The following is a 23,962-nucleotide window of genomic DNA, read 5'->3' on the forward strand; positions in this document are numbered from 1 at the left end:
GCGCGGAGAAGATACGACACACCCGTCAGTGTTGTGTTGTGTTACATCCAGTCGGCAGGCGTCCGACAGGGGAGGTTGGCTTGACCACTCAGCTCCGAGCTCTGGTGACCGGCGTCTCGCGGGGTATCGGCCGCGCGACGGCGCTTCGCCTCGCCGAACAGGGATACGCGGTGGCCGGGTGCTACAGCAACGCCACCGAGGCGGCGGCCAAGACCCGGGCGGAGGTGGCGGCCTTCGGGGTGCCGGTGTACCTCGCGCCCTGCGACGTGACCGACCTGGCCGCGGTGGAGCGGTTCGTCGGTGCCGCCGAGGAGGCGCTGGGCCCGATCGACTGCCTGGTCAACAACGCCGGCATCACCCGCGACAGCCCGCTGGTGCTCGCCAGCGAGGCGGACTGGCAGGCGGTGTTGTCCACCAACCTCACCGGCACCTGGAACTTCTGCCGCGCGCTGACCTTCCGGTTCATGAAACGCCGGACCGGAGTGGTGGTCAACATGTCCTCGGTGGCCGGCGTCTACGGCAACACCGGCCAGACCGCGTACGCGGCCAGCAAGGCCGGGATCATCGGGTTGAGCCGGTCGCTGGCCAAGGAGGTCGCCCGGTACGACATCCGGGTCAACGTGGTCGCACCGGGCTTCATCGAGACCGACATGACCGACGCCCTCTCCGGCAAGCTGCGTGAACAGGCCCTCGGGCAGATCCCGCTGGGCCGCTTCGGCCGCCCCGAGGACGTCGCGGACCTGGTGGCCTTCCTCTGCTCGGCGCGCGCCGGCTACGTCACCGGTCAGGTCTTCCAGGTCGACGGGGGGATCACGCTGTGAACGCCCCAGCCCCGGTCGCGGTCACCGGCCAGCCCTGCCCGCCCGGCGCCGCACCGCTGGCCGCCGTGGACGACCTGCAGGTCGGTGTGGTGGGTGACCACATCGAGGTGGTCGCCGGGGTGCCGATCCGCCTCGACGATCCGAACCTGTGCGGCCACTTTCCCGGTTTCCCGGTCTTTCCCGGTGTCTTCATCGTCGAGGCGCTGGTCCAGGCGGTCGACATCGCGCTGCGCAACCCCGGCCGGCCGAGACTGCGGCTCCGCTCGGTGGACGCGGTGCGCTTCCTCGCCCCGCTGCTGCCGCCGGACCGGTTGACCCTCGACATCCTGGTGACCCGCGACGGACCCGACCGGTGGGCGGTGAAGGCCTCGGGCCGCCGCGCCGACGACACGGTGACCGTGACGCTGCGCGCCAGCTTCGACGGTGGCGACGCGGCCGGCCTCCCGGCGGCCGGCGGTCGCGCGCCCGCCGGTACCGGCACCGGTGGGGGAGGGCTGGAACACCACCAGGTCCGCGCTCTCCTGCCGCAGCGCTATCCGCTGCTGCTGGTCGACCGCGTGCTGGCGATGACGCCCGGCGAACGTATCGAGGCGGTCAAGACGGTCACCGCGACCGAACCCTGCTACCGGGACCTGACCGACGACGCGCCGCCCGGCGACTACGCCTATCCGGCGTCGCTGATGGTGGAGTCGCTCGGGCAGACCGCCGCGCTGCTCTGGCTCGCCGACGCCGATGGTCCGGTCGGCGACGACCACGTGCTGATGTTCGTCGGGGCCCGGGAGTTCGCCTTCGACATCGCCGCCTACCCGGGTGACGTGCTGCGTCACGTCGTGCACCTGGAACGGGTGATCGCCGACACCGCCTTCGCCACCGGTGAGACGTACGTCGGTGACCGCCGCATCGCCCGGGTCGGCACGCTGATGGCCGCCCGGCGCCGGCGTACGGCGCTCACGGCCCCGACCGGCACCGTGACCGCCACCTCGAGTACGGCCGGCGCACCCACCGTCCGGGGCCCGTCCCGGCGCGGAACGGCACCGGCTTCGTCAATCCTCCCTCGGAAAGGCTGACCCGTCATGACGCAGACCGACCCCCGCATGGCCGAACTCCGCGAGATCGTGGCGGAGGTGCTGGAGCTGGAGCCGGAGGAGATCACCGAGACCGGCGACTTCGCCGAGGACTACGAGGCCGACTCGCTGCGGGCCATCGAGATCCTCGCCCGCATCGACAAGAAGTTCAAGATCGAGATTCCGCAGTCGGAGCTGCCCATGCTCAACAACCTCAAGGCGGTCTACGACGCGGTGGTGCGTCACTCTGCCGGCCAGGCCTGAGCCGTGAACCGGGTCGTGGTGACCGGGCTCGGCCCGGTGTCCAGCATCGGGATCGGCGTGTCCGCGTTCACCGACGGCCTGCGGGAGGGCCGGTCCGGCATTTCACCGATCCGCAGCTTCGACGCCAGCGGATTTCCCCGCCGCAACGCCGGTGAGGTGCCCGGATTCCGCCCCGAGGCGCTGCTGCGCCGGATCGAGCCGGCGCGGTGGGGCCGGTCCAGCCAGTTCGCGGCGGCCGCGGCGCGGTTGGCCCTGGCCGACTCCGGGCTCGACCCGGCGACGGTCGCGGCCGAGCGGGCCGGGGCGGTCGTCGGGACCACCAGCGGTGAGTCGGTGGTGGTCGAGGCGGTGACCGCCCAGCAGGTCGAGGGTGGTTTCGGCGCAATGGATCCGGACCTGCTCCGGCAGGTCCCGGCCGGCCGGCTGGCGCACGCGGTGAGCACCGAGCTGGAACTGGCCGGGGAGTCGCTGACCCTGGCCACCGCCTGCTCGGCCAGCAACTACGCCATCGGCTACGCGTACGACACGCTGGTCACCGGTGAGGCGGACGTGATGTTCGCCGGCGGTGCCGACTCGGTCTGCCGGTGGGCCCACGCGGGTTTCTTCCGGCTGGGGGCGCTCACCGCCGACGCCTGCTCACCGTTCGACCGGGACCGTTCCGGCATCCTCACCGGCGAGGGCGGGGCGATGCTGATGCTGGAGACGCTGGACCACGCACTCGGCCGTGGCGCCCGCATCTACGGCGAGGTGCTCGGGTACGGCGTCAACTGCGACGCCAACCACCCGGTCGCGCCGGATCGCGCCAGCATCGCCGCGTGCATGCGCGCGGCGCACCGCAACGCCGCGGTCAAACCGGAGGACATCGACTACATCTGCGCCCACGGCACGGGGACTCCCGCCAACGACTCGGTCGAGGCCCAGGCCATCTTCGACGTGTTCGGCGACCGGGTGCCACCGGTCAGCTCGATCAAATCCATGATCGGCCACACCATGGGCGCGGCCAGTGGCTTCGGCGCGATCGCCGGGACCCTCGCCATCGCGCACGGCTTCCTGCCGCCGACCATCAACTGGGCGAATCCGGACCCGGCGCTGGCGGGGCTGGACCCGGTGCCGAACACCGCCCGGGAGGCCGGCGTGCGGGTGGTGCAGAACAACGGGTTCGCCTTCGGCGGGAACAACGCCATCGTCCTGATCGGAGCGGTCGAATGAGCGGGGTCGTGATCACCGGATGGAGCACGGTCAGCGCGGCCGGGGTGGGCCGCGCCGCCCTGGCCGAGCGGCTGGCCGCCGACGCGGTCACGGTCGCCGCCGGGACCGGCGGCACCGGGCCGGTCGAGCCGGTGCCGACCGCCCCGGTCGACGTGACGAGCCTGTCCGACGAGCCGCTGCCCACCCCGACCGGGCACGCGCTGGTCGACTTCGACGTCCGCGCCCATCTGGGCCGCAAGGGCACCAGCTTCTACGACCGGGCGACCGCCCTGGCCGTGGTGGCCTGCGGGGACGCACTGCGCGACGCGGGTGTCGCGGTGGACGACACCAACCGGTCGCGGCTCGGTGTGGTGCTGGGTACCTCGCTGGGCAGCTTCCGCTCCACCAGCGACTACACCCGGGACACCCTGGTCCAGGAGAAGCCGTACCTGGTCAACCCGGTGCTGTTTCCCAACACCGTGATGAACTGCGCCGCCGGGCAGGCGGCGATCCGGCACGGCCTGCGCGGCGTCAACGCCACGGTGGCGACCGGCCCGCTGGCCTTCCTCGACGCGCTGCGCTACGGCACGAACGCCATCGCCCGCGGCTACGTCGACGCGATGCTGGTCGGTGCGGTCGAGGAGTTCAGCCCGCACCGGGCCTGGACCACCTGGCTGACCGGGCAGCCCGTCCCGACCGGTGAGGCCGCCGCGGTGTTCCTGCTCACCCGCGCCGACCAGCCCCCGTGGGCCGGCGCGCGCCGCGAGGCCGAGGTGCTCGCCCTGGCCACCGGGTACGGGCCCGGTGGCGGCCCGGCGGCCGACCGGGCGCTGACGGGCTGTGTGACCCGGGCCGTCCGCCGTGCCGGCATCGACCCGGCGGACATCGCCCACGTGTTCACCGGCGAGACGGGACCGGACGACACCGACGAGTTCACCCCGACCTGCGCGGCGCTCGGCCACGTCCCGGCCCGGATGCGGGTCGGCCGGTTGTTCGGCCGCTGTGACGCGGCCGCCGGCGGGCTGGCACTCGCCACCTTCCTGGCCGCCGAGCCCGCCGGGACGGCCTCGCGGCTGGCGCTGCTGACCGCGCGCAGCCCGGACGGCGGCACCGCCGCCGCGATCGTCAGGGGTGGTCAGGTGCCGGCGCGGCTGACCGCTAGCGAACTGCGGACCTGCCTCGGCGACGGGCCGCAGACCTTCGCGGCGTTGCTGGCCGGGCGCAGCGGGATCGGGCCGCTGCGGCACGGCGAACCGTCCGCCCTCAACGTCGCCCACGGCTACCACATCGACGACGGTGCGGCGCGGGGCTTCGCGGCCAGCCGCTGGGTCGCCGACTGCGCCCGGCGGGCGATCGCCGCCGCCGGCCTCGACCCCGGCGGCGCCGGATGGTCGCCCTGGTCGGCACCGGCCTGCGGGAACTGGCCGCGGTGGAGGCGTACGCCACCGGCGGCCCGGCGGTCCCGGCGCACCGCCTGCACTTCGGCGACGCGGTACGCGGTGCGGTGCCCGGTCTGCGGGAAGTGATCACGGTCAGCAACGCGTGCAGCGCGGGCGGTCACGTGCTGGCCCTCGCCGAGGACCTGCTCATGCTCGCCGACGCCGACGCGGTGCTGGTCTGCGGTGTCGACGCGACCACGGAGTCGATGCTGGCGATGATCGGCCGGGTCGTCGACCGTCCGACCGACGCGGTGCGCCCGTTCGACGCGGACCGGCAGGGCGTGCTGCTGGGTGACGGCGCCGCCGCGGTGGTGCTGGTGCCCGACGACGACGCCCGGCCGGCGCTGGCCCGGATCGTGGCCACCGGTCTGTCCTGCGACGCCCACCACGAGACCGCCCCGTCCGTGGCGGGTATCGGCCGCGCGATGCGCGACGCGCTGGCCCGGGGTGGTCGCGACGCGGCCGAGGTGGACCTGGTCGTGGCGCACGGCACCGGCACCGCGCTCAACGACCCCGCCGAGTGCGAGGCGATCCGGCAGGTGCTCCTGGCCGGCGGCGCCGACCCGCTGGTGACCGCCGTGAAGGGCGCGACCGGGCACACCTCCGGCGCGGCTGCGCTGGTCAACCTGGACGTGGGTTGGCGGTGCCTGGCCGACGGCCGGGTGCCGCCGGTGGTGGGGCTGCGCGACCCGCTGCCCGAGGGCACCGGACTGCGCTTCGCGGGCGCGGCCACCGGGTACGCCCCCCGGCTGGTGCAGTGCGATGCGTTCGGATTCGGCGGCGTCAACGCCGTCACCCTGGTGGAGGCCCCGTGACCAGCCCCCTGACCGCCGCCGGTCCGGGGCGGCCCGTGCCCGGCGCCGGCCCGGCCCGGGCCACGCCACCGGCCGGCGGTGCCGGCACCGCCGGTCCGCGGCGTCCGGCGCCCGGTGCCACGGTGCCGGTGCGGGTGGCCGGCTGGAGTCTGCACCTGCCCGACGCGGGTGCCCTCGCCGTCGACCTGGCCGACTGGTCCGGGGTGTCACCACAGCGGCTGTCCGAGGCCCTGGCCGGCGCGGTGCCGGCCGACCGTGCCCACGAGACGCTCGGCCGCAAGGGCCTGCTGTACAAGGAGCCGGCCACCCGGCTGGCGCTGTGCGCGGTGCACCGCGCCCTCGGCCTGCCGCCCGGCCGCACCCGCCCGGCGGAGGTGGACCCGGCGACCGCGGTGGTCGTCGCCGGCAACCTCGGCAACGTGGCCACCGTCGCCGGCCTGGTGCGGACCGTCCGCGCCGAGGGCGGTCGCGCGGTCAGCCCGCTCGCCGCGCCGAATGCCTCCAGCAACGTGCTCTCCAGCACGATCGGCCTCTGGTTCGGGTTCGGCGCGGCGAACCTGATGCTCTGCTCGGGCGCCACCGCCGGCCTCGACGCCGTCCGCGCGGCGACCCTGCTGCTGCGCGCCGGCCGGGCCGAGCGCGTGCTGGTGGTGGGCGCCGAACCGGCCGACGAGGTGGCCACCGGACTGCACCAGGCGGGCCGCGCTTCCATGCTGCGCGCCGGCGCTGCCTGCCTGGTGCTCACCTGCGCCGCCGGGACCGGGGTGGGGCCGGCCCTGTCGCCCGCCGACGCGCACCGGGCGACGTGCCTGCTGGGCCCCGGCGGCTTCGATCCGGCGACGCGCTGGGGCGACTGCTACGGCGCCGCCGGGGTGGTCAACCTGGCGCTGGCCGCGGCGCTGCTGGACGCCGGCGCGGCCGGCCCGATCGCCGTCGCCTGCGGCGACGACACCGACGGCCGGCGCGAGACGCTGCTCGGCACCGGCGCCGTGCCCGAGACAACCACCCCCGACGGCCGGTGTGCGGCCATCCTCGACGGCGGGCCAGGAGCGGACCGGTGATCGCGCCACCCACGGTGCACGAGCTGGCCGCCGGATCGGCCGGGGGAGACCTGGTGGTGCTCGCCCACGGCCTGGAGGACTCCTGGGAGTCGTGGCGGCCGCTCGTGCGGGCGTTCGATCCGCGCTGGCGGGTGCTGGCGTTGGACCTGCCGTGGCGGGCCGGGAACGACTACCGGTGGCGCCGTCAGGGCAGCGTGGCCCAGTGGCTGGACGCCGGGCTGGAGCAGCTGCCCCGGCCGGCGGACACGATCGTGGCGCACTCCTTCGGGGCCAACGCGACGCTGGAGCTGATGTCCGGCGGCCGGCGACCGGCCCGCGCCACGGTGCTGCTGTGCCCGCTGTACTGCCCGCCGGAGCAGCCGATCACCTGGCAGGTCTTCGACCGGGCCCGGCGCACCTTCGACCGGCACATCCACGACGGGCTGCGGCTGCGCATCGGCGAGCGGCTGCGCACGCTGGACGACGCCGTCCTCGACTCGATGATCGCCAAGGCCATCGACCGGATCGGCCCGGCCGGCTTCCTCACCGTCTTCGACCAGTTCGTCAGCAGCGGCGGGCTCGCGCTGAGCACGGTGGACACCCCGACGCTGATCCTGGCCGGCGGGGCCGACCCGACGCTCTCCCCGGCCGCCGCCGCGACCCTGGGCCGAGACATGCCCCGGGCGACCCTGCTCGTGCACGAGCACTACGACCACTTCTGCCACGTCCGCCACGCCGCCGAGGTGGCGGAGCAGGCCGCCCGGTTCGTCGGTGCGGCGAGCCGGGTGACGGTACGTCCCTGACGACAGGAGCAGACAGTTGACCAGTGTGTCCACCGCCCCGTTGACGGTCCTCGTCGGGCGGCCCCGCTACGAGGGGGCCAACATCCGTACCTGGATCGGCTTCAAGCACTTCGTCTACCTCGTGGAGGAGGCGGTGCTGCAATGGTTTCGCGATCGGGGCCCCGGCGCCCGGGACCTCTTCCACGAGCACGGCCTGGGCGTCGAGGTCGTCGACTGCTCGGTGCAGTTGCCGGCCGTGCTGGAGGTCGACGACGAGGCGCGGGTGGAGGTGACCGGGGAGTCCGGCGGCCGGCTGGCGGTGCGGATGACGGTGCACCGCGACGGCCGGGACCAGGTGGTGCTGCGGGGCCGGGTACGTGTCGTGCTGGTCACCGAGCCCGCGGCCACGACCTCGGCACCCGCCCCCGCACACCTGGCCGACCTGGTGGTGCCGACGGTGGGGGCCGCCGCGGCGGTCGCGCACCCCGACCACCGCCCGCTCGGCGCCGGTGAGACGGTCGCCGACGTGCTGACCCCACCCGGGTCGAACGCGTTCCTGTGGAGCTGGCGGGCACCCTACTTCTACTGCCACTTCTCCGACCGGGTGCAGCACTCCGGCTACGTGCGGGCGCTGGAGGAGGTGGTGGACCGCTTCCTGGCCGCCCGGGGCATCTCGGTGGGCCGGCTGGTCCGCGAGCGGTCCTGGATCCCGGTGGTCTCCCGGGCCCGGATCCGGCTGGTCGAGGCGGCCCGGATGGAGGAGGAGGTGCACACCGTGCTGAACGTGACCGGGGTGCTGCGGGGTGTCATGTTCGACGCCCGGATGGACTGCTACGTGCGCCGCGGTGACCGGCTGGTGCACACCGCGACCGCGACCATCCTGCACGGGTACGCGATCAGCGCCGGCCCGCGCGCCGGTGAGCTGGCCGAGTTCGACGACGAGGTGCTGCGCGCCCTGTCCGGCGGTGTGGCATGAAGCGACCGCCCCGGCTGTACTTCTCGTTCCGCAGCCCGTACAGCTGGCTGACCCTGCACCGGCTGCGGCGCGAGGTGCCCGACATCTTCGACCGGGTCGACTGCTTTCCGTACTGGGACCCGGACGCGAAGACCTCCGCGGGGCTGGCGGAACGGGGCGCGGAGCTGCACTACGTGCAGATGAGCCGGGCCAAGCACTTCTACATCCTGCAGGACACCAAGCGCCTGGCCGGGCAGGCGGGGCTGACGATGGCCTGGCCGATCGACGTGGACCCGTGGTGGGAACTGCCGCACCTGGCCTGGCTGTCGGCCCGCCGCGCGGGTCGGGCGGTGCCGTTCTACGACGCGCTGGTCGCGGCCCGGTGGGAGCGTGGGGAGGACATCTGCACCGCGGACGTGATCGCCCGCGCCGCGGTGGCGGCCGGATTCGACCCGGCTGCCGCCCAGGCCGCCCCGGACGACGCGGAGATCCGGGCCGAGGGGATCGACTGCCTGGCCGCCGCGTACGACGACGACGTGTTCGGCATCCCGTACCTGCGCTGGGGCCGTCACAGGTTCTGGGGGCTGGACCGGGTCGATCACTTCCTGGCCGCCTGGCGGCCCGACGCCGATCCGCCGGTGAGCCCGACGGCAGGCGCCCCGCGGCGGTCGTGGCGGGCGCGCCGTTCGACACCGACACCGCGGGAGGTTGCGGATGACCGGGCTCACCCCGGCGCAGGAGCGCCTGCGTCGGCAGCGGCAACTCGCCGCGACCTGCCGGCTCTTCGCCCGCTACGGTTTCGACGAGGGAGCCGGCGGCCACGTGACCGCCCGCGACCCGGAGGAGCCGGACCGGTTCTGGATCAACCCGTTCGGCATGCACTTCGGGCACGTGCGGGTCAGCGATCTGCTGCTGGTGGACGCGGCCGGTGCGGTGCTGGCGGGTTCGGGCCGGATCAACCCCGCCGGGTACGTCATCCACTCGCACGTGCACGCCGCCCGCCCCGAGGTGGTCGCCGCCGCGCACACCCACTCCACCCACGGGCGGGCGTGGTCGGCCCTGGGCCGTCCACTGGATCCGATCACCCAGGACGCCTGTGCCTTCTACGACGACCACACCGTCTTCGACGACTACACCGGGGTGGTGCTGGCCGACGAGGAGGGTAAACGCATCGCCGACGCCCTCGGCGAGGCCAAGGCGGTGGTGCTGCGCAATCACGGGCTGCTCACCGTCGGCGCGTCGGTGGCGGAGGCGGCCTGGTGGTTCATCGCCATGGACCGCAGCTGCCAGGTGCAACTGCTCGCCGAGGCGGCCGGGCGGCCCGTCCTGATCGGTGCGGCGGAGGCCGCCGAGACCCGGCGCACGATCGGCACCCCGGCGATCGCCCGGCTGAACTTCCGCCCGCTGTACACCGACATCGTCCGGGCCCAGCCGGATCTGCTGGACTGAGTCGAAGGGGGCGGCAATGGCCGTACTGCTACGGGACCTGGTCGGGGACGCCGGCGAGCCGGCACTGCGTGACGCCGCCGGGGCGTCGGACTGGCCAGGACTGGACGCGCGGGTCAACCGGTGGATCCGCTTGCTGCGCGCGCAGGGGCTGCGGGTCGGCGACACGATGGCGGTGGTCTGCGGCAACCGGCGGGAGACCATCGAGGCGTTGCTGGCCGCCATCCACACCGGAGTGACGGTGGTGCCGGTCAACTGGCACCTGACCGCGCCCGAGATCGCGTACCTGCTGACGGACTCGGAGAGCCGGCTGGTACTCACCGAGCCGGCGTACGCGGCCGTGGTCGGCGAGGCGGTGCGGTCCGCCGCCGTCCCGGCACGGCAACTGGTCACGGGGGAGCGGGACGTCGCCGACGCCGGCGCGGTCGAACCGCTGCTCGCCGTCCTGGCCGACGACGAGCCGGAGGGACAGGTCTGCGGCTCCACCATGCTCTACACCTCCGGCACCACCGGGGTGCCGAAGGGGGTACGCAACGGGCTGTTCCGCACCGGCGCGCCGTTCGGTCGGGTGGAGCGGCTGCTGGCGTACGCCGGGCACGCGTTGGCGGTGCCGGCGCGCGGCGCGGTGCTGCTGGTCGGCCCCTGGTACCACTCGGCGCAGCTGTTCTTCGCGTTGCTGCCGCTGCTGCGCGGCAGCCGGCTGGTGCTGCACGAGCGGTTCGAACCGCAGGCGTTCCTGGCCGCCGTGGCCGAGCATCGGATCACCGCCTGTCACCTGGTGCCCACCCAGTTCGTCCGGCTGCTGCGGCTGGACGCCGCCGACCGGGCCCGGGGCGAGTTGGGCAGCCTGCGGGTGGTGTGGCACGGCGGCGGTCCCTGCCCGGTCGAGGTGAAGCGGCAAATGATCGAGTGGTGGGGACCGGTGGTGATCGAGTACTACGCGGCCACCGAGGCGGGGGTGGTCACCCTGATCGGAGCCGAGGAGTGGCTGCGCCGGCCGGGCAGCGTCGGCCGCGCCGTACCGCCGAACGAGATCGCCATCCTGGGTCCGGACGGCGCCGCGCTGCCGCCCGGTCAGACCGGGCGGGTCTTCGTCCGCCGGGCCGGGCAGACGTTCGAATACCACAACGCCCCCGCGGAGACCCGCGACGCGCACCTGCGACCCGGCGTGTTCACCTACGGCGAGACCGGCTTCCTGGACGACGCCGGCTACCTCTACCTGACCGGCCGGACCCGCGACCTGATCGTCTCCGGCGGGGTGAACATCTACCCGGCCGAGGTGCAGGCGGTGCTGCTAACCCATCCGGCGGTGCGCGATGTCGCGGTGACCGGCGAGCCGGACGACGAGTACGGCGAGCGGGTGGTCGCCGTCGTCGAACTGGATCCGCGGCGGCTCGACCCGGCCGACGCCACGCAGGTGCTGGACGGGTTCTGCCGGCGCTCCCTGGCCGGCTTCAAGGTGCCGCGGCGCTGGCGGTTCGTCGCCGAACTGCCCCGCGACGGCACCGGCAAGCTCCGCCACGACGTGCTGCGTGAGCTGCTGCGTCCGCAGGCCGCCGGGGAACGGTCGTGAGCCGGGTGGTGCCGCGTCCGGACGTGGCGCATCCGGCCACCTACGGCGCGGCGGTGCCGTACGCCGAGTTCGCCCGGATGCGACGGGAGGAGCCGGTGTGCTGGGTGCCGGAGCCGGCGCTCTGGCGGCGCGGCGGCGCCGGCCGGATGCTCAGCCAGGGTTCCGGTTTCTGGGCGGTCACCAGCCATGAAGGTGTGGTCGCCGCGTCCCGGCAGCCGGAGGTGTTCTCCTCCGGCCGCAGGGGCGCGTTCCTGCCCGACCCGCGCACCGCGGCCGACCTGGAACAGGCCCGGCAGCTGCTGGTCAACATGGACGCGCCGCAGCACTCGCGGATCCGTCGGCTGGTCACCGCCGTGTTCACCCCGCGGGCGATCCGGGCGCTACAGGACAGCGTCACCGTGCACGCCCGTCACCTGGTGCAACGGGCGGTACACCGGGTGGAGTGCGACGTGGTCGCCGACCTCGCCGCGGAGCTGCCGCTGCTGGTCCTCGCGGACCTGCTCGGCCTGCCCCGCGAGGATCGGCACCTGCTGCACCGCTGGAGCAACAACCTGGTCGGCTTCGACGACCCCGAGTACGGCGGCGGGGACGTGGAGGCGTACCGGCGCACGTTCTTCGAGGCGTTCCAGTACGCGCTCGCCGTGGCGGCCGAGCGGCGCCGGTCGCCGCGCGACGACCTGATGACGTTGCTGGCGACGAGCGAGGTGGACGGCCGCCGGCTGTCCGACCGCGAGTTCTGCAGTTTCTGGTTGTTGCTGGTGGTGGCCGGCAACGAGACGACCCGACACCTCATCTCCGGCGGGGTTCTGGCGCTGCTGTCGGACCCGGCCCAGCGGGAGAAGCTCTCGCGCGACTGGACGCTGCTGCCCTCGGCGACGGAGGAGCTGCTGCGCTGGGTCACTCCGATCATGCAGTTCCGGCGTACCGCCACCCAGGACACCGAACTGTGCGGCCAGCCCATCGCCGAGGGTGCGAAGGTGGTGCTGTGGTACGTGTCGGCGAATCGGGACGACGCCGCCTTCGCCGACGCGCAGGCGTTACGGTTGGACCGGAATCCGAATCCGCACCTGTCCTTCGGTATGGGGCCGCACTTCTGTCTCGGTGCCCACCTGGCCCGGCTCGAGGCGCAGACCATGCTGCGGGAGCTGGTGCCGCATCTGGCCCGCTTCGAGGTGACCGGCCCGGTGGTTCGGCTGGAGAGCAATTTCGTCAATGGCTTGAAATCCCTCCCCGGGCGGTTCGCGCCGTCCCGCTCGTGAGACAACGCCGGGATGTGATGTGTGTGTTGGCTACGTTCGGTGACGACGACACGCTTCAGTTCCGGTCTGTAGGGAAACACCTCAATCCGCTAATCTGGTTAGGATGTTTAACCACCACACTGCCGGGGTGTGTGCTGTGATCTGATGGACAGCGGAGGGTAGCGATGGGTGACTACACAATCACCATCAGAGCCGAGAGTGCCGATACCGAAACCGTGATCTGCGTCGACATGGACGATTCGACGCCTCGGGTCGTGGAGCTCGTGATGCGCGCCGGCAGTGGCATGTCGGCACCGGCCCTCCCTTCCTTCGACCTGAATCTCCTGCTGCGCGCCTTGTTCCCCGATCGCACGGTGCCGGTGGCGCCGACGGCGGCCGAGCACGCCGTCGGATCGTCCGCCGAGGAGCCGTCCGCCGAGCAGCCCCGCGCCACGGCTGCCGGCAAGCGGTCCGTGCGTTCCGGAGCCAACCGCGCCGCCGCCGGTGCCGCGCGTCGCCGCACCGAGGCGTCCGTGCCGAAGGGTCGGGTCTACCGGCGCATGCCGGACGACGTCGTCGAGGTCTTCAACCGCACCGGCACCGTCACCGCCGTCGCCGAACACTACGGCGTGCCCCGGCACACCGCGCAGGGCTGGATCGGCCGGCTGCGCCGCCGTGGCGGTTTTTCCGCCGCCTCCTGACAGTCCCTCCCCCGCGGGGAGTGTCCGCCACCGGGTCCGCATCGGCGACACCCGGCGACACCCGGTGCCGGCCGAGGGTCAGACCGTGAGGCTGCCGGCGGTCCGCCGGGCGCCGGCCGGATCGCGGAGATCGCGTTGGGTGCCGACGGGCTGCGCCGCCGGCACCGGCGACAGTGACGGGGTTTCGTCCGGGGCCGGCCGAGTCGCGGCCAGCACCTGCCCGACGGCGTCGTCGAGGCTGTCGAAGATGGGAAACAGCCCGTCGAGCTTCATGGTGTGCAGGACCGTACGGATGAACCTCGACGGCGCGGCCAGGCACAGCCTCCCGCCGTGCTCGCGGACCTCCCGGTGGGCCCGGACGAGCAGGCCCAGCCCGGCCGAGTCGATGACGTCGACGTGGGCCAGGTTCACCACGACCGTCCCCTCCACGTCGACCGCGTCGCGGAGCGCGGTGCGCAACGCGTCCTCGGTGCGCGCCGCGTCGACGGTGTCGTTCGTGGCGACCACCGGCACCTCGGGGGCCGCCGACGGCTTCGGGGCGGTCGCGCCGGGGCGGTGCCGCGCCCGTCGGCAGGGCGCTGCACCGCGGGCAGCGGTGCGGGCCGGTGGCGAACGGCGAGCCGCTCCAGCCGTGGTCGGAGACCAGCGTCCAGACGACCTCGGCGTCGGGCAGCACACAGGCGGCGCCGGTGGTCGTCTCGCCACAGACATCGCAGATCAGGGTCATCAGGTTGTCGTCCGGTACGACGGTCATCCTGCTTCCTCTCCGGTGCCGCGGCCGGTGCGGCCGGGATACGGACTCGGGGCGTCGGCGGCGGGCACCGTCGCCGTGCGGGCTGCTCAGCGGGGCTCGGAGCGTTCCCTTCCGGCGGTGGCGACCACGATCACCACCCCGACCGCGGCGAGGCCAGCCTGCACGACCAGCGCCAGCAGGCTGAAGCCCTGCACGCCGGCGAGCCAGGCGGTGATGGCGCCGAGCAGCGCGGCGACCGCGCCGATGGTCATGGTGAGCCACAGCGGCACGGCCGCCCGGCCGGGGACGACGAGCCGGCCGAGCGCGCCGACGGCGAGGCCGACGGCGAGGGCCGCGACGATCCCGGCGATGGTCATGCTGCTCCTCGATCTCGCGGTTCGGTGTGTCGGGCGGTTACGTCAGGTACGTACGGTGACGGCCGCGCGGCCGTACACGGCGGCGCGTGGCGCGGCGGCCGGGGACCACCGGCCGGTGCCGTCGCCGGGCCGGCGACGGACGACGCGGCGTCGCCAATCGCGGTCGGCGACGCCGGAGCGTCGATGTGCACCGGCAGGATCTGGTCCAGCCGGGCGGTCTGCAGGATGCGGGTGATGCGCGGGTTGGGGTTGCGCAGCGAGAGCACGCCGCCGGAGCGGACCATCCGGCGGTGCACGTCGAGGAGCAGTCCGATGGCCGCGGCGTCGATGTGCCGGCAGCCGGCCAGGTCGACCACGACCTGCTGAGGTCGCAGGGCCAGCAACTGGTCGAAGACCGCGCCGGTCTCCGGCAGGCAGGCCAGGTCGAACTCGGTGATGGAAACCTCGACCAGCGGCACCGAGCACTCGGGGCGTCGTGGCGTGGTCACGTCGAAGGCCCCCTCTCCTGGTGTCCCGAGGTCGGCTCTCACCCTGCCCAGCAGGGTTGGCGGCCACCGCGCGGACGTATGACAGTTGCGTGACAAAACCCCCTGAACTCGACCGCGGTTGTCCGGCCGGTCCGGGCTTGGGGATGATTCCGGTATGACAGCGGTGCTGGTGATCGAGGACGACGACCGGATCCGGTTGGCGTTGCTGCTCGCCCTGGAGGACGAGGGCTACGAGGCCCGGGGTGCGGCAACGGCCGAGGAGGGGCTGCGCTGGCAGCGCCAGGACCCGGCGGACTACGTCCTGGTCGACCTGATGCTGCCCGGAATCGACGGGTTCGAGGGAATCCGCCAGCTGCGCCGCGACGACGACGTGCCGATCGTGGTGGTCAGCGCCCGCGACGACACCCACGACATCGTCGCCGCGCTGGAGGCCGGTGCCGACGACTACGTGGTCAAACCGGTGGCGATCAAGGAGCTGAGCGCCCGGCTGCGTGCCCTGCGCCGGCGCGGTCGTGCGGTGACGGCGGCGGAGGCCCGGGAGCCGGTGCCGGTGCTGTCCTTCGGGGAGTTGGAGGTCAGCCCCGAGGCGGGGGAGGTGCGCCGCGCCGGCCAGCAGGTCGCGGTCACCCGTACCGAGTTCCGGCTGCTGTGCGAGCTGGCCGAGCACGCCGGCCGGGTGCTCTCGCGCCAGCAGCTGCTCAGCCGGGTCTGGGGATACGACACCGGCGACGAGCGGCTGGTCGACGTGCACGTCGGCCGGCTGCGCCAGAAGATCGAGGTCGACCCGGCCAATCCCCGGCATCTGGTGACGTTGCGCGGCCTGGGTTACAAGCTCCAGCGATGAGGCGCCTCGGACTCTGGGCCCGGGTCACCGCCGCGTTCGCGGTGGGTGCGCTGCTGCTGTCCGCCTCGATGGCCCTGGTGTCGTACGAGCTGACCCGCCGCAGCCTGCTCAACGAGCGGGAGCGCACCGTGCTGCGGGCGGCGTACTACGACGCGGCGGTGGTGCGGGCGGGGCTGAACACCGAGAACCCGGACGTCGTGGAGGCGCTGCGAGCGCTGGACACCGGCACCGGCCGGCGGCCCCTGCTGCACCTCAACGGCGACTGGTACGCCCGCAGCGCCGACACCGGGCTCACCACCGCGATTCCGATCCGGCTGCAGGACCTGGTCTCGGCGGGGCGGCCGGCGGTGCAGCGGGTGCGGGTCAACGACCATCCGGTCATGCTGGTCGGCGTGCCGCTGTCGGAGTCGGCCGCCTTCTACGAGATCGTCTCGCTGCGGGAGCTGGAGCAGACCTTCCAGATCCTCGCGCTGGCGCTGACCGCGGTTGCGATCATGGTGGCCGGGTCGGGGGCGGCCCTCGGCTGGTACGCGACCCGGCACGGGCTGCGCCCGCTGACCGCCGTCGCCGACGCCGCCGAGCGGATCGCCGCCGGCGACTTCACCACCCGCCTCAGGCCGGACACCGACCCGGACCTGACCCGCCTCTCCACCTCCTTCAACCGGATGGTCGACGAGCTGGCGCAGCGCATCGACCGGGATCGGCGTTTCGCCGCCGACGTGAGCCACGAGCTGCGTTCGCCGCTGCAGACGCTCGCGGCGGCGGCGAGCGTCCTGGCCCGGCGGCGGGAGAACCAGGACGAGCGGACCGCCACCGCGGCCCGGCTGGTGGCCGACGAGATCGACCGTTTCCAGCAACTGGTCAACGACCTGCTGGATCTGGCCCGCAGCGATCAACCGGTGCATCGGGAGCCGGTCGACCTCGTCGGGCTCGCCCGGCAGGCGTGTCGCGACCGGGGTCTGCCGGAGTCGATGGTGCGGCTGGCACCGGCGACGCCGGCGACGTGGCAGGTGGACCGGCGCCGGATCGCGCAGGTGTTGACCAACCTGCTCGACAACGCCGAGCGCTACGGCGCCGGCCCGGTGGCCGTGCGGCTCTCCCGGGACGGCGACACCGGTGTGCTGGAGGTGGACGACGAGGGTCCGGGAGTGCCGATGGAGGACCGGCAGGTGATCTTCGACCGATTCGTACGCGGCCGGGCGGCCAACTACCGCGGCGGCGGCGACGGCACCGGTCTCGGGCTCGCGCTGGTGGCCCAGCACGCCGCCGCGCACGGTGGCGAGGTCTCGGTCACCGACCGCCCCGAGGGCGGCGCCCGGTTCCTGGTCACCCTGCCCAGGAGCGTGTCGTGATCCGCGCCGCCCGCGCCGTGGCGGTCACCGCCCTGCTCACCCTGGTCGCGGCGTGCGGGGTTCCCGCCGAGGACCGGCCCCGCGCGGTCACCCCACCGCCCGGCCCCTTTCCGTACCCGGCGACCGCCGCGCCGACGGCGGCCGAGACCGGCGCGGTGACCGAGGTGCTCTACTTCTCGCGCGACGACCGCCTGGTGCCGGTGACCCGCCGGATCGACGAGGTGCCCGCCCCGGACGTCCAGCTGCGGGACCTGCTGGCCGGGCCGACGCCCGGCGAGCGCGACGACGGCCTCACCAGCGCCCTGCCGGGGGCGTTCAGCAGCGCCGTGGTCGAACTCACGGACGGGCTGGCCCGGGTCAGCGTCACGCTGACCGGGGTGGACACCGGCCGCAGTGACGGGCTGCTGGCGCACGGGCAGATCGTGTGCACGCTCACCGCCCGCACCGACGTCACGGGGGTGCTGTTCCTGGAGGGTGGTGCGCCGCTGAGCGTTCCCCGGGCGGACGGTTCGCTGTCGTCGGAGCCGCTCACCGCGGCCGACTACGCGGTGCTGATCAGCCCTCGCTGACCGCGTCCGCCGGTTGGGGGCGGACCTCGGGAACACGCGGACCGCGACAACTCGTATCCTTTCCGCGAACCGTCGTGGTGGACAACCGAGAAGGGGACATGGTGTGAACGACCGGGCCGAGACGTTGGAGTTCCAGGCTGAGGCGCGTCAGCTGCTTCAGCTGGTGGTCCACTCGATCTACTCGAACAAGGACGTCTTCCTCCGCGAACTGATCTCGAACGCCTCCGACGCGCTGGACAAGCTTCGCCTGGCGTCGCTTGTCGACAAGGACCTCGACGTCGACACCGGCGACCTGCACGTCGCGATCGAGGTCGACCGGGACACGCGCACCCTCACGGTGCGGGACAACGGCATCGGCATGACCCGCGACGAGGTCGTCTCCGTCATCGGCACCATCGCCAAGTCCGGCACCGCCGAGCTGCTGCGCCAGCTGCGTGAGGCGACGGACGCCGGCGCGTCGCAGCAGATGATCGGCCAGTTCGGCGTCGGCTTCTACGCCTCGTTCATGGTCGCCGAGCGGGTCGAGCTGGTGACCCGGCGGGCCGGCGAGCGCGTCGGCACCCGGTGGGAGTCGACCGGCGAGGGCACGTACACCGTGGCCGCAGTCGACGACGCCCCCCAGGGCACGGCGGTGACCCTGCACCTCAAGCCCGCCGACGCCGAGGACAACCTGCACGACTACACCGCCGAGTGGACGATCCGGGAGATCGTCAAGCGTTACTCCGACTTCATCGCCCACCCGATCCGGATGACCGTCGAGCGGCCCGGCGCGGACGACGCCCCCGCCACCACCGAGACGGTCACGCTCAACTCGATGAAGGCGCTGTGGGCCCGTTCCCGCGACGAGGTCGAGCCGGCCGAGTACCACGAGTTCTACAAGCACGTCAGCCACGACTGGGCGGATCCGCTCGAAACCATCCACATGCGGGGCGAGGGAACCTTCGAGTACGAGGCGCTGCTGTTCATCCCCACCCACGCGCCGCTGGACCTGTTCTCCCCGCAGGGGCGCCGGGGGGTCCAGCTCTACGTCAAGCGCGTGTTCATCATGGACGACTGCGACGCGCTCATGCCCAACTACCTGCGGTTCGTCAAGGGTGTGGTGGACGCCCACGACCTGTCGCTGAACATCTCCCGGGAGATCCTCCAGCAGGACCGGCAGATCCGCGCCGTACGCCGCCGCCTGGTCAAGAAGATCCTGGCCACGGTCAAGGAACTCAAGACCGACCAGCCGGAGCGGTACCGCACCTTCTGGGCCGAGTTCGGGCCGGTGGTCAAGGAAGGTCTGATCGAGGACACCGAGAACCAGGACACCCTGCTGGAGGTCCTGTCGGTGGCCTCCACCCACGACCCGGCCGAGCTGACCGACCTGGCCGGCTACGTCGCCCGGATGCGCGAGGGCCAGACCGACATCTACTTCGCCACCGGGGAGAACCGCGCCACCATCGAGAACTCGCCGCACATGGAGGCGTTCCGCGCCAAGGGCTACGAGGTGCTGCTCCTCACCGACCCGGTCGACGAGGTCTGGGTCGAGCGGGTCGGCAGCTACGGCGGCAAGACGCTGCGTTCGGTCGCCAAGGGACAGGTCGACCTGGACACCGAGCAGGAGCGTACCGAGGCCGAGGCGGAGCGGGAGCGGCAGCGCACCGAGTACGCCGACCTGCTCGGTTGGATGGGCGGGGTGCTCGGCGACAGCGTCAAGGAGGTGCGCCTCTCGTCGCGGTTGACCACCTCCCCGGCCTGTGTGGTCGGCGACGCGCACGACCTCACCCCGACCCTGGAGAAGATGTACCGGGCGATGGGCCAGGAGGTGCCGAAGGTGAAGCGGATCCTGGAGATCAACCCGAGCCACCCGCTCGTCACCGGCCTGCGCAAGGCGCACGAGCAGGGCGGTGCCGGCGACGCCCTGGCGGAGACCGCCGAGCTGCTCTACGGCACCGCGCTGCTCGCCGAGGGCGGTGACCTGGCCGACCCGGCGAGGTTCGCCCGGATCCTCGCCGACCGCCTCGCCCGCACCCTGTAGCCCCGCGGGTGCCGGGTCGGGTGGCGGCCGGCGCCGGCTCAGCCGTTCACCAGCTGGCGTGCCGCCGCCGAGACGTGAGCCGGAAAGGGCGGGTCCGCGTCGAGGACGGCGTGCGCGAGAGCTGTCCGCAGCGAGGACACCATGACGGTGTCGGTCCGGTCGGCGACGAGCCGCCCGGGATCGGCCTCGGCGAGGGCGAACAGGGCCGTCGAGTAGACCTCCCGGACGACCTGTTCGGGTGGGAGTTGCAGTTGCAATAACAGTTCGCCGGAGACGATCCGGCCGCGCAGGCGCGCATCCCAGACGAATACGAAGTACGTGATCTCGGCGACCAGGTGCAGGTCGCCGAGTCGCTGTGCCTCGGCGTTGACTGCTGCCAGCCACTGCCACGGCCGGTCGATGCCGAGATCTCCGGTCTGGCGGATGTTCCGCAGCAGAGTCTCCATGTCGGGCGTTCCGTCGCCGGCCTGGCAGACCGCCACAGCGGCATGCCGCATGGCACCGTCGTCCCCGAGGGTCATCAGAAAGTCCCGGACCACCCGCCGCGCGACGTCCTGGTCGCCGGGTTTCACGGCGGGGGTGGTGGCGGGGTCGGCGGTGGTGTGGGGTGTGACCTCTTCTTCCTGCCGAAGATGCCCACGTGGCGGTCTCCGTTCGTGTCGCGTCGGATGGTCGGGTCCGGACAACAGCACTCGGGTCGGGGACGCGGTCCTGCGGTCCGTAGCATCCTGCCAGCTCGCACCGCCCCCGGCACCCGCCGATCCGGTGATCACCGGGCGGTGGCGGCGCTCCGGTTCCGGCACCTGGCCCCCGCCAGGCGTGGAGTTCCGGGCGGCCGGGTATTTCGGCGGCCATGAGCGCGAGTGTGGTGGTGGATCCGGACAGCCCGCCGGCCCCCGCCGTGACGGTCGGCACCGTCGCGGTGGTGGCCCATCGGAAGAAGAACCTGGGCGGCGGCCTGGACGACCTGCGGGCGACTCTGGTCGGCGCGGGCGTGCGGGACATGCTCTGGTACGAGGTGCCCAAGAGCCGCAAGGCGCCGAAGAAGATCCGCAAGGCGCTCGACAGGGGCGCCGATCTGGTCTTCGTCTGGGGCGGCGACGGCATGGTGCAGCGCTGCGCCGACACCCTCGCCGGATCGCGGACGCCGATGGCGATCCTGCCCGCCGGCACCGCCAACCTGTTCGCCGGCAATCTCGGCATCCCGGAGGACCTGCCGGAGGCCGTCCGGATCGGCCTGCACGGCCGGCGGCGCCGTCTCGACCTCGGCAGGCTCAACGGTGAGCACTTCGCGGTGATGGCCGGTGCCGGGTTCGACGGCGACCTCATCCGGGAGGCCGACCGGGAGCTGAAGGGACGCCTCGGCCGGCTCGCCTACGTGTGGACCGGGCTGCGCCACGTGCGCGGCGAGTTGACCCGTACCCGGATCACCGTGGACGGCGGGACCTGGTTCGACGGCGAGGCCAGTTGCGTGCTGGTCGGCAACGTCGGCACCATCACCGGCGGGATTCCCGCCTTCGACGACGCCCGCCCCGACAGCGGCTCGCTGGAGATCGGGGTCTCCACGGCCGGCGGCGCCGTCGACTGGGCACGCACCCTCGGCAAGATGGCCACCGGCCGTTCCGAGAACTCCAAGTTCGTCCGGATCACCCGGGGGCGCAGGGCCAAGGTCCGCTTCGGCGAGCCGAAGACCTACGAGCTCGACGGCGGCGCCCGCGGCACCGCCCGGAAGCTGAAGGTACGCGCGGTGCCCGCCGCGCTCACCGTCTGCCTTCCGGCGTCGGAGCCGGAAGGCTCCAGGTGAGACTCTGGTCGTCCCAGCCGGCCGGCGGCGGGTAGCGGACGTACTCCTTGACGTCGCGCAGCGCGCAGCGCAGCGCCTCGGCGACACGTCGCTTGGCCCGGACCCGAGCGTCGTTGACCAGGTACACGCGGCGGCAGGCGGCGACCGGGGCGTGCGGCAGCGTCGTTTCCAGCTCCTCCTTCGCCGACCAGAGTCGGTCGTTGGTGTGACACAACCGCCGGAAGAGATCGCCGTCGAAGAGGTCCGGCAGCCCGCGGGACAGCCAGCTGTCCCGCAGGATCAGGTGTCCCACCTGGTTCGTGTCCGGCCGGCGGTGCCGGCGCACCTCGGCGATGGCGATCCGGTCGGCGTACGCGTCGAGGCACTGGGGCACCTCGACGAGATCCACGCCGGTTCCGGCCGTATCCGCGTCGGCGGCGCGGCGATGCGCCGCGCGGACGGCGTTGAGCCGGTGGATGCGGGCGGTGACGGCGACGAACCCGGGCCCGAGGTCGCCCTGCCGCTCGGCGGCGCGGACCACGTTCTCCAGGTTCCACAGCATCCGGTGGACGACCGACATGCTCGCGTACGCGGGCAGTTCCCGCGGTGCCGGCAGTCCCGACCCGGTCCAGGCCCGCAACACCAGGGCGTGCTCGGCGGCGGCGATCCGCCGGTGCGGCGGATGCGTCAGCAGGTCCTGTTTGACCCGCAGCAGGGCGAGCCGGTCGAGGACGGCGCCGGCCGGCAGCGGGTACGCCAGCGTCCCGGGTGGCCTCACGTCGCGCCGATCCGATCGGTCAGGCCGTAGAACCGCAGGCAGTTGCCGGCGAGGATGCGGGCCCGCTCGTCCTCCGGGACCCCGGCCAGGGTGATCTCGGCAACCTCCCGGGAGCGGGGCCAGAAGGTGCCGAAGTGGGGGTAGTCGGTGGACCACATCATGCTGTCCACGCCGATCGCGTGCCGGGTGTGGACGCCGGCCCGGTCGTCCAGGAACGAGGCGGCCATGTTGGTGTGCCAGTAGGCGGAGGGCGGCTGACGCAGCGGAATCCGGCGCAGGTAGCGGTTGCGCCGCCAGATGTCGTCGACGGCCTCCAGCGCCCGGGGGAGCCAGCCGATCCAGGTCTCGATGAGTCCGATCCGCAGCCGGGGGTACGTGTCGAACAGCCCGGACAACAGCAGGTCGCTGAGGACCGCGGCGGCGCGGCCGAGACTCACGCCGAAGTTCGGGGCCCGATGGTGGTATTCGAGCGGCCGGGGCACCTGCCGCGGATCGGCCGGCTGTAGGCGGATGCTGGTCAGGTCGTCGTCGAGCCGGCGCTCGTGCAACTCGCGCAGCAACAGTCGCTCCTGCCGGGAGCGGAACCCGACGTGCATGCAGATCGGCAGCCCGATCTCCTGTGCCTGCGCCCAGAAGGGGGCGCTGGCGGCGTCGAGATGGTCGCCGCCGGTGGGCCACGAGGGGAGCACCGCGGCGACGAATCCCCGGTCGGCGCAGGCCGACAGGGTCCGCCGGCAGTCCTCGACGCCGGTGGTGGGCAGCTGGGCGACCGGGAACAGGCGGGTGGGGGCGGCGGCGCAGAACTCCTCCACGACGAACCGGTTGTACGCCGCGACGCCGGCCCGGACGAAATCCGGGTCCGGATCGTCGAGGAAGTGTCCCAGCGGGCGGGCACTGGGGAAGATGACCTCGGCCGCGACACCGTCGGCGTCCTGGTCGGCGAGCCGGGCGGCGCCGTCGTAGGTGCCGGGGCGGATCTCGTCGTACCGCACACCGCTGGGGCGCAGCCGGTCGGCGGGCCGGCCCGGCAGCCCGGCCAGTCCGATGGGTTCCGGCTCCCGGGTGCCGGCGTAGCGCCAGGCGTGACCACCGTGGACGTCCTCGACGAGCTGCGGGGCCCGATCCCGGTACCGGGCGGGCAGCCACCGCTGCCACAGGTGCGGTGGGTCGAGGAGGTGCGAGTCTGCCGAGATCAACATGCGGGTGCCTCCTCCTGGCCGCACAGGGCCGCCCGGGCGTGGTCGACGGCTGCCGCGATCCGCCGGCCGGCGACGTCGGCGGTCTCGTCGGCGATGGTCAGGGCCGGCAGCAGCACGATCGTGGTGTCGATGGGCATCGGCACCAGCACCCGGCGGTGGAGCAGGTCCGCGGCGACGAACAGCGCGGTGTCCGGGTCGGCGAAGGTCAGCGCGAACGCCGCGCCGGCACGGCCGATCCGGGGCGACGGATGGTGGCCGGGTCGAAGGTGGTGGTGCAGCCGCTGCGCCACCGTCTCGGCGGTGTGCCGGTACCGCTGCCGCTGCACCGGGTCGGTGAGCAGCGCCAGCACGGCCCGCGCCACCGCCATGGCGAGCAGACTGCCGCCGTACGAGGAGCGCAGCGGGGACGGCCGCCCCGCAGCGGGCCGTCGTCGCTGCGCAGGCCGCAGGCGGCCACCGGGTACAGCCCGGCGGTCAGCGCCTTTCCGGTCAC

22 protein-coding genes and 4 pseudogenes are annotated in these 23,962 nt (G+C 73.3%); 19 read left to right on the forward strand and 7 right to left on the reverse strand.

The window, feature by feature from the left end:
* Positions 1-80: 80 nt before the first annotated feature.
* The 14 genes and pseudogenes from fabG to KIF24_RS13155 all read left to right on the forward strand — a co-directional run bounded on the left by fabG (position 81) and on the right by KIF24_RS13155 (position 13,326).
* Positions 81-821, forward strand: coding sequence for a 3-oxoacyl-[acyl-carrier-protein] reductase (gene fabG / locus KIF24_RS13085; protein WP_221084273.1), 741 nt, complete (start codon positions 81-83; stop codon positions 819-821).
* Positions 818-1,888, forward strand: coding sequence for a 3-hydroxyacyl-ACP dehydratase FabZ family protein (locus tag KIF24_RS32750; protein WP_331461109.1), 1,071 nt, complete (start codon positions 818-820; stop codon positions 1,886-1,888). Before fabG ends, KIF24_RS32750 begins: the two co-directional genes overlap by 4 nt.
* Positions 1,889-1,894: 6 nt before the next feature.
* Positions 1,895-2,149, forward strand: a complete 255-nt coding sequence (locus KIF24_RS13100) for an acyl carrier protein (protein WP_221084274.1) — start codon at positions 1,895-1,897, stop codon at positions 2,147-2,149.
* A gap of 3 nt (positions 2,150-2,152) precedes the next feature.
* On the forward strand, positions 2,153-3,358 hold the full coding sequence (locus tag KIF24_RS13105; protein ID WP_221084275.1) for a beta-ketoacyl-[acyl-carrier-protein] synthase family protein: 1,206 nt from the start codon (positions 2,153-2,155) through the stop codon (positions 3,356-3,358).
* A pseudogene (locus KIF24_RS32755) lies at positions 3,355-3,927 on the forward strand (beta-ketoacyl synthase N-terminal-like domain-containing protein); the annotation flags it as partial. The gene KIF24_RS13105 and the pseudogene KIF24_RS32755, both read left to right, overlap by 4 nt.
* Positions 3,928-4,476: 549 nt before the next feature.
* A pseudogene (locus KIF24_RS13115) lies at positions 4,477-5,591 on the forward strand (beta-ketoacyl synthase N-terminal-like domain-containing protein).
* The gene (locus KIF24_RS13120) at positions 5,588-6,652 is read left to right on the forward strand and encodes a beta-ketoacyl synthase N-terminal-like domain-containing protein (RefSeq protein WP_331461110.1); all 1,065 of its coding nucleotides are present in this window, start codon (positions 5,588-5,590) and stop codon (positions 6,650-6,652) included. Before KIF24_RS13115 ends, KIF24_RS13120 begins: the two are co-directional and overlap by 4 nt.
* On the forward strand, positions 6,649-7,434 hold the full coding sequence (locus tag KIF24_RS13125; RefSeq protein WP_331461111.1) for an alpha/beta fold hydrolase: 786 nt from the start codon (positions 6,649-6,651) through the stop codon (positions 7,432-7,434). The genes KIF24_RS13120 and KIF24_RS13125 overlap by 4 nt, the downstream gene beginning before the upstream one ends.
* A gap of 16 nt (positions 7,435-7,450) precedes the next feature.
* Positions 7,451-8,389: a thioesterase family protein gene (locus KIF24_RS13130; protein WP_221084276.1), complete on the forward strand. Its 939-nt coding sequence runs from the start codon at positions 7,451-7,453 to the stop codon at positions 8,387-8,389.
* Positions 8,386-9,086, forward strand: a pseudogene (locus KIF24_RS13135) (DsbA family protein). The gene KIF24_RS13130 and the pseudogene KIF24_RS13135 overlap by 4 nt, the downstream one beginning before the upstream one ends.
* Positions 9,083-9,817 carry a class II aldolase/adducin family protein gene (locus KIF24_RS13140; RefSeq protein ID WP_221084277.1) on the forward strand — a complete coding sequence of 245 codons (735 nt, stop codon included), beginning with the start codon at positions 9,083-9,085 and terminating at the stop codon, positions 9,815-9,817. Before KIF24_RS13135 ends, KIF24_RS13140 begins: the two are co-directional and overlap by 4 nt.
* Before the next feature lie 16 nt (positions 9,818-9,833).
* Positions 9,834-11,387, forward strand: coding sequence for an AMP-binding protein (locus tag KIF24_RS13145; RefSeq protein ID WP_221084278.1), 1,554 nt, complete (start codon positions 9,834-9,836; stop codon positions 11,385-11,387).
* Positions 11,384-12,646, forward strand: coding sequence for a cytochrome P450 (locus KIF24_RS34475; RefSeq protein WP_221084279.1), 1,263 nt, complete (start codon positions 11,384-11,386; stop codon positions 12,644-12,646). Before KIF24_RS13145 ends, KIF24_RS34475 begins: the two co-directional genes overlap by 4 nt.
* Before the next feature lie 164 nt (positions 12,647-12,810).
* Positions 12,811-13,326 carry a hypothetical protein gene (locus KIF24_RS13155; protein WP_221084280.1) on the forward strand — a complete coding sequence of 172 codons (516 nt, stop codon included), beginning with the start codon at positions 12,811-12,813 and terminating at the stop codon, positions 13,324-13,326.
* Positions 13,327-13,572: 246 nt separating this feature from the next.
* Here KIF24_RS13155 and KIF24_RS35055 read toward each other — a convergent pair.
* The 3 genes and pseudogenes from KIF24_RS35055 to KIF24_RS13170 form a co-directional block, all read right to left on the reverse strand.
* A pseudogene (locus KIF24_RS35055) lies at positions 13,573-14,080 on the reverse strand (STAS domain-containing protein); the annotation flags it as partial.
* A gap of 86 nt (positions 14,081-14,166) precedes the next feature.
* Positions 14,167-14,436 carry a GlsB/YeaQ/YmgE family stress response membrane protein gene (locus tag KIF24_RS13165; RefSeq protein ID WP_221084281.1) on the reverse strand — a complete coding sequence of 90 codons (270 nt, stop codon included), beginning with the start codon at positions 14,434-14,436 and terminating at the stop codon, positions 14,167-14,169.
* Complete coding sequence (locus KIF24_RS13170) at positions 14,433-14,924, reverse strand: STAS domain-containing protein (RefSeq protein ID WP_221084282.1); 492 nt, start codon at positions 14,922-14,924, stop codon at positions 14,433-14,435. Before KIF24_RS13170 ends, KIF24_RS13165 begins: the two co-directional genes overlap by 4 nt.
* Positions 14,925-15,078: 154 nt before the next feature.
* On the opposite strand from KIF24_RS13170, the gene KIF24_RS13175 reads away from it, so the two are divergent.
* The 4 genes from KIF24_RS13175 to htpG all read left to right on the forward strand — a co-directional run bounded on the left by KIF24_RS13175 (position 15,079) and on the right by htpG (position 19,709).
* Complete coding sequence (locus tag KIF24_RS13175) at positions 15,079-15,768, forward strand: response regulator transcription factor (protein WP_221084283.1); 690 nt, start codon at positions 15,079-15,081, stop codon at positions 15,766-15,768.
* Positions 15,765-17,120, forward strand: coding sequence for a sensor histidine kinase (locus KIF24_RS13180; protein WP_221084284.1), 1,356 nt, complete (start codon positions 15,765-15,767; stop codon positions 17,118-17,120). Before KIF24_RS13175 ends, KIF24_RS13180 begins: the two co-directional genes overlap by 4 nt.
* On the forward strand, positions 17,117-17,689 hold the full coding sequence (locus KIF24_RS13185) for a GerMN domain-containing protein (RefSeq protein WP_407939918.1): 573 nt from the start codon (positions 17,117-17,119) through the stop codon (positions 17,687-17,689). Before KIF24_RS13180 ends, KIF24_RS13185 begins: the two co-directional genes overlap by 4 nt.
* Before the next feature lie 103 nt (positions 17,690-17,792).
* Entirely contained in the window at positions 17,793-19,709 is a 1,917-nt protein-coding gene (gene htpG / locus KIF24_RS13190) for a molecular chaperone HtpG (protein ID WP_221084285.1), read from the forward strand.
* A gap of 38 nt (positions 19,710-19,747) precedes the next feature.
* On the opposite strand, the gene KIF24_RS13195 is transcribed toward htpG, so the two are convergent.
* Positions 19,748-20,281 carry a hypothetical protein gene (locus KIF24_RS13195; protein WP_221084286.1) on the reverse strand — a complete coding sequence of 178 codons (534 nt, stop codon included), beginning with the start codon at positions 20,279-20,281 and terminating at the stop codon, positions 19,748-19,750.
* A gap of 281 nt (positions 20,282-20,562) precedes the next feature.
* On the opposite strand from KIF24_RS13195, the gene KIF24_RS13200 reads away from it, so the two are divergent.
* Positions 20,563-21,513: a diacylglycerol/lipid kinase family protein gene (locus tag KIF24_RS13200; protein WP_221084287.1), complete on the forward strand. Its 951-nt coding sequence runs from the start codon at positions 20,563-20,565 to the stop codon at positions 21,511-21,513.
* Here the strand turns inward: KIF24_RS13200 and KIF24_RS13205 are convergent.
* From KIF24_RS13205 to KIF24_RS13215, 3 genes are read right to left on the reverse strand one after another with little or no spacing between them, the layout of a single operon-like run.
* The gene (locus KIF24_RS13205; protein WP_221084288.1) at positions 21,470-22,270 is read right to left on the reverse strand and encodes a hypothetical protein; all 801 of its coding nucleotides are present in this window, start codon (positions 22,268-22,270) and stop codon (positions 21,470-21,472) included. The two genes, KIF24_RS13200 and KIF24_RS13205, sit on opposite strands and share 44 nt — an antisense overlap.
* Complete coding sequence (locus KIF24_RS13210; RefSeq protein WP_221084289.1) at positions 22,267-23,469, reverse strand: amidohydrolase family protein; 1,203 nt, start codon at positions 23,467-23,469, stop codon at positions 22,267-22,269. Before KIF24_RS13210 ends, KIF24_RS13205 begins: the two co-directional genes overlap by 4 nt.
* Positions 23,463-23,837, reverse strand: coding sequence for a PLP-dependent aminotransferase family protein (locus KIF24_RS13215; RefSeq protein WP_230415549.1), 375 nt, complete (start codon positions 23,835-23,837; stop codon positions 23,463-23,465). The genes KIF24_RS13210 and KIF24_RS13215 overlap by 7 nt, the downstream gene beginning before the upstream one ends.
* Positions 23,838-23,962: the final 125 nt, after the last annotated feature.

The organism is Micromonospora tarapacensis (assembly GCF_019697375.1).
GTDB classification, from domain to species: Bacteria; Actinomycetota; Actinomycetes; order Mycobacteriales; family Micromonosporaceae; genus Micromonospora; species Micromonospora tarapacensis.

Coding starts and splice junctions, on each gene's coding strand:
- KIF24_RS13100 (WP_221084274.1), top strand. CDS start 1,895: ATGACGCAGACCGACCCCCGCATGGCCGAACTCCGCGAGATCGTGGCG.
- KIF24_RS13180 (WP_221084284.1), top strand. CDS start 15,765: ATGAGGCGCCTCGGACTCTGGGCCCGGGTCACCGCCGCGTTCGCGGTG.
- KIF24_RS13140 (WP_221084277.1), top strand. CDS start 9,083: ATGACCGGGCTCACCCCGGCGCAGGAGCGCCTGCGTCGGCAGCGGCAA.
- KIF24_RS13145 (WP_221084278.1), top strand. CDS start 9,834: ATGGCCGTACTGCTACGGGACCTGGTCGGGGACGCCGGCGAGCCGGCA.
- KIF24_RS13215 (WP_230415549.1), bottom strand. CDS start 23,837: ATGGCGGTGGCGCGGGCCGTGCTGGCGCTGCTCACCGACCCGGTGCAG.
- KIF24_RS13155 (WP_221084280.1), top strand. CDS start 12,811: ATGGGTGACTACACAATCACCATCAGAGCCGAGAGTGCCGATACCGAA.
- KIF24_RS13200 (WP_221084287.1), top strand. CDS start 20,563: ATGAGCGCGAGTGTGGTGGTGGATCCGGACAGCCCGCCGGCCCCCGCC.
- KIF24_RS13165 (WP_221084281.1), bottom strand. CDS start 14,436: ATGACCATCGCCGGGATCGTCGCGGCCCTCGCCGTCGGCCTCGCCGTC.
- KIF24_RS13210 (WP_221084289.1), bottom strand. CDS start 23,469: ATGTTGATCTCGGCAGACTCGCACCTCCTCGACCCACCGCACCTGTGG.
- KIF24_RS13175 (WP_221084283.1), top strand. CDS start 15,079: ATGACAGCGGTGCTGGTGATCGAGGACGACGACCGGATCCGGTTGGCG.